Source organism: Micromonospora sp. H33, assembly GCF_052068455.1.
Classification (GTDB): domain Bacteria; phylum Actinomycetota; class Actinomycetes; order Mycobacteriales; family Micromonosporaceae; genus Micromonospora.
The window spans coordinates 373,497-383,978 of the sequence record NZ_JBQHDE010000005.1 but is presented as its reverse complement, the minus strand read 5'-3'; the positions used below and the strand labels follow the sequence as shown (position 1 = coordinate 383,978).

The following is a 10,482-nucleotide window of genomic DNA, read 5'->3' as shown; positions in this document are numbered from 1 at the left end:
CCAGCGTGCGCCAGCACCGCCCGCTCCTGCGCGGGGGTCAGATCGAGGGCGAACCGGTACGCCTGGATCACCCTCATACCACCACGATGCCATGATGGCCATGGCCACAACGTGGAGACCCGCCCGCCCAGATGGCACAACGACCTCGAGTGGTCAACGCACTGACCGGCCGATCCGGCAACGACATCATCACCGAAGCCGTCACCGAATGACTCGACCGCAACCAGCCAGCGAACAACGCTCACTGTGGAGCACCACAGCACGCCATCGACCACTATAGAAGGCTCATCCGACAGCGGTTAGCAACCCCTTGTCGGCGACCCGGAAGTCGAAGCCCTCGCTGTCGATCTCGACCACGTGAGGCAGCGCCAGCGCCAGTTGACGGACATCGTCGGCGTCAGCCATCGAGGTCGCTCCACGACACCGCCCCCTGCATACGCACAGCCTAACCGCGCCCGCCGCGCCGCCGGCCGGCGGCACGACCGGTCGGTAGCGGCAGCTCAGGCGTTCTGGCGGGGCGTCACGAATCCGGGAGCCGGCTGCGGGGACGCGCCGGTCACCTGCGTGATGATCTCCGCGGCGACGTCACGCAGTTTCCGGTTACGGTGCTGAGACGCTTGCCGGAGGAGGGCGAACGCCTCCGTGGCGGTGCACCGCTGCTGGCCCATCAGTACCCCGAGGGCCTGGTCGATGACGCTGCGGGAGGCCATCGCGTCGGTGAGTTGCTGATGCAGGAGGGCCTGGTCGGCCTGGCGGAGGATGATGGCCAGCGCCGCTGCCGCCTGGGCGGTGAACGCCACGGCGTGCTGGCGTGCTCCCTCCGTGAAGGCGCCGGGGAGGGTGGCGTAGAGGTTCAACGCGCCCACGGTCTCGCGGTCGACCGTCATCGGCAGCGACAGTGAGCTGACAATACCGAGCCGGAGCGCGTGCTCCCGGTAGCGGCACCACCGTTCGTCCTCGCGCAGGTCGACGACCTCGACGACTCGTCCACCGCGCAGGGCGTGGAGGCAGGGACCCTCGTCGGCGCTGTACTGGATCTCGTCGGCCTGCGCGGCGAGGTCGTCGCTGGCCGCGACGGTGACGGCACCGCCGTCCCGGCGTACCGTCAGTCCGCAGGCCACGGCGGGGGTCACGACCTCCGCCGCGACCCGGACGACCTGGTCGAGAAACACATCGACGTGCGCCGAGTCGGCGAGCAGGGTCAGCAGCCGGCCGTAGGCGGAAGCCAGGTGAGAATCAGCAGCGTCGTACACCACCGCTACCTCCTGAAAACCACGTGTCCGTTCGGTTCGACTGAAGGTGACGTGACCGTCCCGGCCTGCTCGTGGGGAGCGCCGGCCGGTGCATCTCTTGTTGCTGAGGAGCCCACGCACTCGGACGAGGGGGGTGCGGATCGGGAGGGACGCGGCTAGGGTCGACGTGGGTTCGGACATGAGCCCGGGACCAGTGCCCTCCGCCGAGGGCGGGGCGAGCATCGCCCCGGTCCGGACATCCTCACCGAGGAGAAGTCTCATGTCCGTTCATCAGGCGCCGCCACCGGCACCGCCGGAAACGACCCGTCAGTCCGTCCTGTCTTTCGCGGTCGCCATGGAGGGCCCGGCGATGGTGGTGGAGGTCCGGGGGCCCCTCGACATGGACACTGTGGACCTGCTCGTCGACCTCGTCGACAGGGTGCTGGCCGGCCAACCGCTCCCGGTGCTGGTGCTTGACCTGAGCGGGGTGACCTTCTTCAGCGCCGCCGGGATCACCGCGCTGCTGACGGTGCGCCGGCGCGTCGCCGCGGGGGATTGTGCGCTGGTCGTGCGCAAGCCGTCGCGGATCACCGTCGCCGTCCTGACCATGGTCGGCCTCAGGGACGAATTCACCACTGAATGACCTGCCTTTCGCTCCGCGTCCGTGGTCGTGCAGGGGCTGGCCCGACTCGTTCCGCTCGTCGGCGGCCGGCCGCCTTCGACCCGCGAGCCGCCTGGCCCCACGGAGACGAGGTACCCGAAGTTGATCAAACTAAACGTGCGGAATCGCACAGCGACGGGAGTCGCGGGCGGCCGCGGGCCAGGGCGCGCGCCGCCTCGACGATGGCGCTCACGCCAGGTCGCCGACCACCAGCCGGCAGAAGTGGGCCACCGTTTCGGCCATCGCGTCCCGGGCCGGCGACAGATACCGACGCGGGTCCACCAGCTCCGGCTTCGCCGCCAGCGTGCCCCGCACACTGCCGGTGCAGGCCACGTTCAGCGCCGTACCGACGTTCACCTTGACGATGCCGCCCCGGACCGCCCGCCGCAGCTCCGGGTCGGGGACACCCGACGAGCCGTGCAGCACCAGCGGCACCGCGACCGCCGCGCGCAGCCGCCCGATCAGGGCGTGGTCCAGTACGGCGCTGCGCGTGGTCATGGCGTGCATGGAGCCGACTGCCACGGCGAGGGCGTCCACACCGGTCTGCGCCAGGTAGGACGCCGCCTCGGTCGGGTCGGTACGCGAACCGGGGGCGTGCGGGTCCAGCGGCGGCTCGCCGTCCTTTCCGCCGACGGTGCCCAACTCGGCCTCGACCCACAGCCCGCGGGCGTGGGCGAACTCGGCCGCCGCTCGGGTGGCCTCGACGTTCTCCCGGTACGGCAACCGGGACGCATCGACCATGAACGAGCCGAAGCCGTGCTCCGGCGCCTGGCGCCACAGGTCGGGGGAGACGACGTGGTCGAGGTGCAGCGCCACGTCGACGGTCGCCGTCGCGGCGACGGCCCGGGTCGCGGCGGTGATCGGCGCGAGCCGCCGGCCGTGGAACCGTACGGCGTTCTCGCTGATCTGCAGGATCGCCGGTCGCCCGGCGGCCTCCGCGCCGGCGACGATCGCCTCGGCGTGTTCCAGGGTTATCACGTTGAACGCGCAGACCGGACCTGCGGCGACGATCTGCCCGGTCGGTACCAGCGGCATCACAGCTCCTTGATGGTCACGGCCCGGCGCAGCCGCCGGTAGTCGGTGAGGTCCACGCTTCCCGCGACCGGCGCCCGGACCGCCGCCGCCGAGAGCGCCACCGCGTCGGTGAGCCGTTCCCGCCACGACCGGGGGTGGATCATGCCATGCGTCAGGGCGGCCACACAGGCGTCGCCCGCCCCGGTCGGGTTGCCGTCGAGCGGATCCGGCAGGAATGCGTGCCAGGAGCCCTGTTCCGTCACGGCGAGCAGGCCCGCCGGGCCGAACGAGGCCACGACGGTACGCGCGGCCAGCGCGCGTACCGCGTCGACGGCCGCGGCCGGCCGGGGCAGCGGACCCCCGACCAGACCGGAAAGTTCCTCGGCGTTCGGCTTGACCAGGTCCGGGCCTGCGCGCAGACCGTGGCGCAGGGGTTCGCCGCTGCTGTCCAGCACGGTCCGCGCGCCGGCTTCGCGGGCCGCCTCGATCAGCGCCCGGTACGCGTCCACCGGAACGCCCGGGGGCAGGGACCCGGAGAGTACGACCACCCGCGCGTCGCGTACCAGGTCGGCGAAGCGGCCGAGAAAGGCCGTCCACTCGTCCGGGGTGACCGTCGGCCCCGGTTCCCACAGCCCGGTCGCCGCGGTCGGCTCGGCCACCACCACGGTGCGTCGGGACTCGGCCGCGACCGGCACGAACGCCTCCCGTACCCCCTCGTCAGCGAGCAGCGAGCGGATCCGCGCGCCGCACGCGCCGCCGGCGAGCCCGGTGGCGACGACCGGGTCGCCGAGGGTGTGCAGCACCCGCGCGACGTTGACACCCTTGCCGCCCGCCCGCTCGGCCACCTCGGTGACGCGGTGCGTGGTGCCGGGCACGAGAGCGGGGACGCGGTACGTCACGTCCAGCGCCGCGTTGAGCGTGACGGTGAGGATCATCGGTTGAGTTTCGCGGCCCGCTACTTCTTCGGCAGTGGGAAGCGGGCCAGGTCGTTGCCGAACATGCCCCAGGTCGACGTGCCGTCCGGGGTGAAGTGGAACGCCGGGTTGTTGTACCAGCCGCGCGGCACGTTGTCGTACAGCGTCGTCACCTCGCCGCCGGGGACGGTTGGCAGCTCCGAGATGTCGTTGGTCCAGTGCACCCAGGAGAAGACCCGGCCGTCGACCCCGTTGAACTGGCCGTAGCCGCCGAGGTCGCCCTCCATCACGATGGTGCGGGTGTGCAGGTCGTAGGCGAACCAGGCGCCGCGTGGGCGACGGCCCATGGCGTAGAGCAGGTTGCCCACCACGTACACGCTCTCGTACGACTGCCAGGCCGGCTTGATCTCCTCGCGCCACAGCAGCGTACGGGTGACGATGTCCACCGCCGCCACCTGGGCGACCTTGCGGATCGGGCCGCTGGTGCCCTCGCCGTAGGTGTCGCCGACGATGTACGCGGTGGTGCCCTGCACGGCGACGTCCATGACGCTCTGCTCGGGGAGGAACTCCCGGTGCGTGTCGAAGGTGTTGTCGGTCAGGTCGATGAAGGTCAGCGCGCCGGTGTGCTTCGTGGTCTGCGGGCTGGACGCCACGATGAGCTGGTTCCGCAGCTTGTCGTGGTGGATCCGCTTGGTGCGCAGCTGCTCGTTGCCGAGCAGCCCCAGGACGGTGACGGCGTAGTTGTCGGGGTCGATCGCGACGATCTGGGTGCTCGGGTACAGGCCCGCATACACGACGCCCGCCCTGCCCTCGGCCATCGCCTTGACCTCTCCGTTGACATCGAAGCGGTCGCTCTTCCCGGCCTCCGGCCGGTGCACCGTCATCGCGTAGTGGCCGCCCACCCAGATCTGGTTGCGGGTGTGCCGCATCATCGACTGGATGGTCTCGGGGTAGCCGAAGCCCCGGGTGGCGGTCTGCCACACCGCGGCCTCGCCGCCCGGGGTCGCCTTCCACACGTGGCCCAGCCCGCTGACGCCGAGCAGCGCGCCGCCGGGCAGCGGGGCGAGCAGTTGGTTCTCCACGTCGGCGAGCGGTTGGCCCACCTTGGTCAGGCCGTCGGGCGTCACTTCGTACAGGTTCGTGGTCAGCCGGCACAGCGCGTACACCTTGCCGTCGCTGCCCACGGTGACCTGGTCGATGTAGCGGTCCTCGGCGGGGATGTCGCGGGAGACGCGGTCGGAACCGTCACGACGGAAGGAGATGAGCTGGCGGCCACTGGCCACGTAGATGATGCCGTCGTGGACGAGCATGTCGAGGATGCCCACGGGGGAGGCGCTGAGGTGTGGCGTCAGGTTGGTCGGCGCGCCGCCGGCCTTCGGCCACACCAGCAGGGTGCCGGGGGCGGCCGAGCCGCCGTAGACGTACTCGTCGTCGACCGCCACCGCTGCCGCGTACTGCGAGGTCGAGATTCGGCCGTACGTCTCGACGCCGCCGTCGGCCAGCCGGATCCTCTTCACCGTGCAGTCCGGATAGGTGCCGATGTACAGGTGCTCCCCGTGCACCACCATGTCGTAGTACCAGGTGGTGTTCCCGCCGGCCCGGACCCAGGCCACGACTTCCCGGCTCAGCGGGTCGTACCGGTAGACGTACGCGCTGCCGGCGGGGCCGATGTAGACGTACCGGCCGTCCGCCGCGAGCTTCTGGCCACCGTTGCTGGGAATCGCAAGATCCACGATCGCGCGGGTCTCGCCGGTGTGGACGTCGAACTCGCCCAGGCGCATCTTCCCCTCAGGGGTATTGAAGCGCGAGGTGATGAAGACGCTGTCGCCGATGACGGCGGCGCCGCGAACCGCCGCGGTCAAGGAGGCCGGACCGAAAGTGGTCGGCGCGAGAGTGCCGTCCACCGCGGATGCCGGCGAGGAGAGCGCACCCTGCCCGACTACCAGGGCCGCACCGGTGGCGGCACTGCCTGCGAGGAGTGAGCGACGGCTGAGGGGCATCGTGTCTCCGTTCGTCGGGCGTAATTACGGACCGGACCTTAATCGTGAGGCCAGGGGGCGTCAAGGGTGTGGCAGGCGGCGTGACGGAGGCGGGCCGGCGATTCCACGTCGGGATCGCCGCCTTGGCGTACCTCGTGGCGGCGCTCAGCCGATCCGGACGGGCTCGGCGAGTGCGACCGGGATGCCGTCCGCGAGCCGGCTGCGCTCGGCCGCGAACGCCATCCGGTGACTGTCCAGGGACTCGCGTGGTCCCGAACGCACCGCGGACCGGTCGCCGGTCGCCACCGCGTGCACGAACGCGGCCATCAACCGCATGTCGCCGCCACCGTGGCCGGAGCCGGCGTCCGCGCCTCCGGCCCGCGTGTCGCTGGTGACGGTGGCGCCGGTGACGAAGTCGGTCACGCTCACCGTCTCCCCGTCGCCCTCCAGGTATCCGTGGGTGCCCATGATGCGCGTGCGCCGGTGGCCGCCGGGGGTGAACGCGCTCATGGTCAGGGTCGCGGTCGCCCCGCCGGCGAAGGAGACGGTGACGCTCTGGTGGTCGGCGACGTCGTTGCCGCCGGCGTAGACGCACCGTCCGTACGGGCTGTCGCGCAGTGCGGCGGTCACGCCGCAGGCGGTGAGGTCGCGGGTCATCACGGACAGGGGCCAGTCGTGCCGGTCCGGGTCGGCGAGGCAGTCGTGGTAGAAGCGGACGGCCGAGTACGGGCAACGCGACTCGACGGGGCAGTCCAGGCAGCGGTCGGCGGCGCCGGGGGGCCGGTTGCCGGGGCGGAAGTGGTGCAGCCCCCCGACGCTGCTGACCCGTACCGGAGTGTCGTCCACGACGTAGCGGAGCCAGTCGAGGTCGTGGCAGCACTTGGCGAGCAGGCTGCTGGACGAGGTGTCGGCGCGGCGCCAGTTGCCGCGGACGTAGGAGTGCGCGAAGTGCCACCAGCCGACCGGCTCCAGGTGCTCCACCCCGACGATCCGGCCGAGCGCCCCTCCGTCGACGTACCGCTTCACCTCGTCGGTGTACCGGGTGTAGCGCAGCACGTGGCAGACGGCCAGCAGGACGCCGGTCCGTTCCGCCGCCGCGACGACCGCCGCGCACTCGGCCTCGCTCGGCGCGATCGGCTTCTCGAGCAGCACGTGGTAGCCGAGTTCGGCGAACCGGACGGCCGGTTCGGCGTGCTCGCGGTCGGGGGTGGCGAGCACGACGGCGTCGGCGAGCCGCGGCTGGGCGGCCAGGCTCTGCCACGAGTCGAATCGCCTCGCCTCCGGGACGTGGTGGGCGTCGGCGAGTGCGGTGCGGTGCGCGTCGCGGGGATCGGCGACGGCGACCACCCGTGCGCGATCGGGGGAGCGCAGGGCGTAGCCGGCATAGGTGGTGCCACGGTCGCCGGTGCCGACGACGGCGAGGGAGACGGTCATCGGATTCCTTCGCTATTACGGATATGGATCGATCTGTCGAGGCGATCAGGCGGACAGTGACAATGCGGCCTCGATGCTCCGGGGATCTAGTATCGGCCTGGACCGTAAGTTAATGTACTGCGCACCTGACTCCCCCGGAAGGATGCGAGATGCGTGTTCGGAAGAGCCTGTCGGCCGTGGCGGTGGCGCTCGTCGCCGCTCTCGCGGTCGCGGGCTGTGGTGGTTCCGGCTCCGGTGACTCCGGCGAAAAAACCGTTACGATGTGGACATATCCGGTGATCTTCGACGAGGCGAAGCACCGGGCGCACTGGGACGAGACGATCAAGGCGTTCCAGGCGGCGAACCCCGACATCAAGGTCAAGACGGAGATCTTCCCCTGGGCCAACCGTGACCAGGCGCTCGCCACCGCGATCGCCGGCAACAAGGGGCCGGACGTCGTCTACCTCATCCCCGACCAACTGCCCAAGTACGTCCGCAACATCGAGCCGGTCGACGAGTACCTCGCCAGCGCGGACAAGAGCGACTACCACGAGAACGTGGTGAAGTCGGTGACCATCGACGGCAAGATGCTGGGCGCCCCGATCCTCACCAGCGCCGCCACGCCGATCTGCAACAAGAAGGTCTTCGCCGCCGTCGGCGAGACCACCTATCCCACGAGCTGGAACGACCTGCTCACCCTCGCTCCGAAGTTCAAGGCCAAGGGCTACGACATCACCGCGTACGCCGGTGACGCCAAGCAGACCCTGAACCAGACCTTCTACCCGCTGCTCTGGCAGGCCGGCGGTGACGTGTTCGGCCCCGACGGCAAGTCGGTCGCGTTCAACGACGACGCCGGGAAGAAGGCCCTCACCTTCCTCAAGCAGCTCGTCGACGGTGGCTTCGTCGACAAGACCCTGCTCACCAACGTGCCGCCGATCGAGCAGACGCGCATCGCGCAGAACAAGGTCGGCTGCGTCTGGCACGTCCCGGTGAGCGAGATCGAGAAGTTCTGGGGCAAGGAGAACATCCAGGTCGTCCCGCACTTCACCGAGACCAGGCAGCTCGGCTACGGCACCGTCGGTTCGCTGTCGATGCTGAAGAACGCCAAGAACAAGGAGGCGGCCGGCAAGTGGATCGCCTTCGCCACCAACGCTGAGAACTCCAAGAAGTACGACCTGGCCTCCGGCTTCTTCTCCCCGCGGAAGTCCACCGGCACGCTCTACGCCGACGACCCGGTCCTGGGCGAGCAGGAGAAGCAGGTCGGCAACAGCACCGTGGGCCCGCTGCACGAGAAGGCCCGCGACCTCCAGGGCGTCCTCTCCCCGGAGATCCAGGCCGCTCTGCTCGGCAAGAAGTCGGTGGAGCAGGCGCTCGACGACGCGGCCAAGGCCGCCGCCCCCCTGCTCGGCTGATCCAGTCGCGGCTCGCGGTGGGCGTACCCGGCCCACCGCGAGCCGCCGAGAAAGGTTTTGTCTGATGGTTGCACTACCGGAGAGCCGCGGCCGGCGCCTACGCCGGCCGTCCGCCCGTGAGGCCGGGACGGCACTGCTGTTCGTCCTGCCGTTCCTGCTGCTCTTCGCCGCCTTCCGGTTCGGCCCGGCGATCGCCGGGGTGCTCCTCGGCTTCACCGACTACACCATCGGCGGCGAGACCAGCTTCGTCGGGCTGGAGAACTTCCGTCGGCTCGTCGACGACCCCACGTTCTGGTCGGCACTGCGCGTGACGGTCATCTTCACCGCGTTGTCCGTACCGCTGTCGATGCTGGCCTCCCTCGGCATGGCGCTGCTGACCCGCCGCGCCTTCCGCGGCGCGAAGCTCTTCCGGTCCATCTTCTTCCTGCCCGTCGTGACCAGCCTGGTCCTGGCCGGTGTGGTCTTCACCTGGGTCTTCGCCGAGGGCGGTCCCTGGTCGCGGGCGATGGGCGCGCTCGGGCTGCCGGCGCAGTCCTGGCTCGCCGACAGCGTGCTGGTGATTCCCGCCCTGGTGCTGGTCTCGGTCTGGTCCCGTTTCGGCTACGGCATGCTCATCCTGCTCGCCCGCCTGCAGGACATCCCGGCGGAGCTGGAGGAGGCCGCGCTGACCGACGGCGCCTCCGCCTGGCAGCGGTTCCGGTACGTCACGCTGCCCCAGCTGCGACCCGCGCTCTTCTTCGTCGCCATCATCGAGACCACCGTCGCGGTCCAGGTCTTCGACATGATCTACGTGATGACCGCCGGCGGCCCGGTGCGGTCCAGCTACAGCCTCGTCTACCTGCTCTACGACCAGGGCTTCAAGTACTTCGACCTGGGCTACGCCAGCGCCATCGGGTTCGCCCTGTTCGTCATGACCATCGTCGTGGCGCTGATCCAGCGGCTGACCCTCGGGAGGGAAGAATGACCGACACGATCACGCCCCCGGCCACCACCGCCCCGCCGGCGCTGCCCGGACGCACGCGGCGGCCGTACCGGGCCGGCCGGGCCGGCAGGGGCTGGCTGGTCGGGCGCACCGCGCTGCTGCTGGTCGGCGCGGCGGTCACGCTCTTCCCCTTCTACGCGATGGTCGTCCTGTCGTTCAAGCCGACCGGGCCGGTGACGTTCCCGGACAGCCTGCTGCCCTGGCCGTTCGCCACCGAGGCGTACGACCAGGTGATCGGCGCCAAGAGCGTGCTGCGCTGGATGTGGAACACCCTCGTCTACTCGGTCGTCTCGGTCGTCGGCGTGCTGTTGTTCGCCTCGATGGCCGGCTACGCCTTCGCCAAGAAGCGGTTCCCGGGCAAGGAGACCATGTTCTGGTCCTTCCTGGCGATGCTGATGGTGCCGTACCACGTCACGATGATCCCGACGTTCATCGTCATCTCGGAACTCAACGGCGTGGACACCTACTGGGGCATGATCGTGCCGACCCTGGCCAACGCTCAGGCGGTGTTCCTCATGCGCCAGTTCATCGCCTCGCTGCCCGACTCCCTGTTCGAGGCGGCCCGCCTCGACGGCTGCTCCGAGTGGCGGGTGTACGTCTCGATCGTGCTGCCGCTGATCAAGCCGATCCTCGCCACCCTGGGCGTCTTCGTCTTCCTGTGGCACTGGAACGACTTCCTGTGGCCGCTCATCGTCGGGCAGAGCCTCGACATGCGGACCCTGACCACCGGCATCGCCTCGCTGCAACAGGAGAACGTGGCGTTGAACATGCTGCTGGCGGGCTCGGTCGTCGCGTTCGTACCGATCTTCATGGCGTACCTGATCGGGCAGCGCTACTTCCAGGAGGGCGTCGCCACCACGGGCATCAAGGGGTGA

At 70.1% G+C, this 10,482-nt stretch carries 10 protein-coding genes and 1 pseudogene; 4 read left to right on the top strand and 7 right to left on the bottom strand.

What is annotated here, in order from left to right:
- On the bottom strand, nucleotides 1–275 hold a 275-nt coding region (locus ACTMS0_RS15710), incomplete at its 3' end, for a hypothetical protein (RefSeq protein WP_441155912.1).
- 225 nt (nucleotides 276–500) lie between these two features.
- Nucleotides 501–1,256 carry a GAF and ANTAR domain-containing protein gene (locus ACTMS0_RS15705; RefSeq protein WP_441155911.1) on the bottom strand — a complete coding sequence of 252 codons (756 nt, stop codon included), beginning with the start codon at nucleotides 1,254–1,256 and terminating at the stop codon, nucleotides 501–503.
- A 346-nt stretch (nucleotides 1,257–1,602) separates the two neighbouring features.
- On the opposite strand from ACTMS0_RS15705, the gene ACTMS0_RS15700 reads away from it, so the two are divergent.
- Nucleotides 1,603–1,875, top strand: a complete 273-nt coding sequence (locus ACTMS0_RS15700) for an STAS domain-containing protein (protein ID WP_441155910.1) — start codon at nucleotides 1,603–1,605, stop codon at nucleotides 1,873–1,875.
- 207 nt (nucleotides 1,876–2,082) lie between these two features.
- Here the strand turns inward: ACTMS0_RS15700 and ACTMS0_RS15695 are convergent, their stop codons facing one another.
- From ACTMS0_RS15695 to ACTMS0_RS15675, 5 genes and pseudogenes are all read right to left on the bottom strand, one after another.
- Complete coding sequence (locus ACTMS0_RS15695; protein WP_441155909.1) at nucleotides 2,083–2,928, bottom strand: class II fructose-bisphosphate aldolase; 846 nt, start codon at nucleotides 2,926–2,928, stop codon at nucleotides 2,083–2,085.
- Nucleotides 2,928–3,842, bottom strand: a complete 915-nt coding sequence (locus tag ACTMS0_RS15690; protein WP_441155908.1) for a 1-phosphofructokinase family hexose kinase — start codon at nucleotides 3,840–3,842, stop codon at nucleotides 2,928–2,930. Before ACTMS0_RS15690 ends, ACTMS0_RS15695 begins: the two co-directional genes overlap by 1 nt.
- Nucleotides 3,843–3,862: 20 nt before the next feature.
- Nucleotides 3,863–5,683: a YncE family protein gene (locus ACTMS0_RS15685; RefSeq protein WP_441155932.1), complete on the bottom strand. Its 1,821-nt coding sequence runs from the start codon at nucleotides 5,681–5,683 to the stop codon at nucleotides 3,863–3,865.
- 54 nt (nucleotides 5,684–5,737) lie between these two features.
- Nucleotides 5,738–5,821 (bottom strand): annotated as a pseudogene (locus ACTMS0_RS15680) (twin-arginine translocation signal domain-containing protein); the annotation flags it as partial.
- Nucleotides 5,822–5,965: 144 nt separating this feature from the next.
- A complete protein-coding gene (locus ACTMS0_RS15675; protein ID WP_441155907.1) occupies nucleotides 5,966–7,234 on the bottom strand; it encodes a Gfo/Idh/MocA family protein in 1,269 nt (422 codons plus the stop codon).
- A 149-nt stretch (nucleotides 7,235–7,383) separates the two neighbouring features.
- Here ACTMS0_RS15675 and ACTMS0_RS15670 point away from each other — a divergent pair, with 149 nt between their 5' ends.
- From ACTMS0_RS15670 to ACTMS0_RS15660, 3 genes are all read left to right on the top strand, one after another.
- On the top strand, nucleotides 7,384–8,625 hold the full coding sequence (locus tag ACTMS0_RS15670; protein WP_441155906.1) for an ABC transporter substrate-binding protein: 1,242 nt from the start codon (nucleotides 7,384–7,386) through the stop codon (nucleotides 8,623–8,625).
- Between the two features lie 64 nt (nucleotides 8,626–8,689).
- Nucleotides 8,690–9,589: a carbohydrate ABC transporter permease gene (locus ACTMS0_RS15665; protein ID WP_441155905.1), complete on the top strand. Its 900-nt coding sequence runs from the start codon at nucleotides 8,690–8,692 to the stop codon at nucleotides 9,587–9,589.
- A complete protein-coding gene (locus ACTMS0_RS15660) occupies nucleotides 9,586–10,482 on the top strand; it encodes a carbohydrate ABC transporter permease (RefSeq protein WP_441155904.1) in 897 nt (298 codons plus the stop codon). The genes ACTMS0_RS15665 and ACTMS0_RS15660 overlap by 4 nt, the downstream gene beginning before the upstream one ends.

Excerpts from the sequence above, each read along its gene's own strand:
- ACTMS0_RS15660 (WP_441155904.1), top strand. The coding sequence starts at position 9,586 with ATGACCGACACGATCACGCCCCCGGCCACCACCGCCCCGCCGGCGCTG.
- ACTMS0_RS15695 (WP_441155909.1), bottom strand. The coding sequence starts at position 2,928 with ATGCCGCTGGTACCGACCGGGCAGATCGTCGCCGCAGGTCCGGTCTGC.
- ACTMS0_RS15670 (WP_441155906.1), top strand. The coding sequence starts at position 7,384 with ATGCGTGTTCGGAAGAGCCTGTCGGCCGTGGCGGTGGCGCTCGTCGCC.
- ACTMS0_RS15700 (WP_441155910.1), top strand. The coding sequence starts at position 1,603 with ATGGTGGTGGAGGTCCGGGGGCCCCTCGACATGGACACTGTGGACCTG.
- ACTMS0_RS15675 (WP_441155907.1), bottom strand. The coding sequence starts at position 7,234 with ATGACCGTCTCCCTCGCCGTCGTCGGCACCGGCGACCGTGGCACCACC.
- ACTMS0_RS15690 (WP_441155908.1), bottom strand. The coding sequence starts at position 3,842 with ATGATCCTCACCGTCACGCTCAACGCGGCGCTGGACGTGACGTACCGC.
- ACTMS0_RS15665 (WP_441155905.1), top strand. The coding sequence starts at position 8,690 with ATGGTTGCACTACCGGAGAGCCGCGGCCGGCGCCTACGCCGGCCGTCC.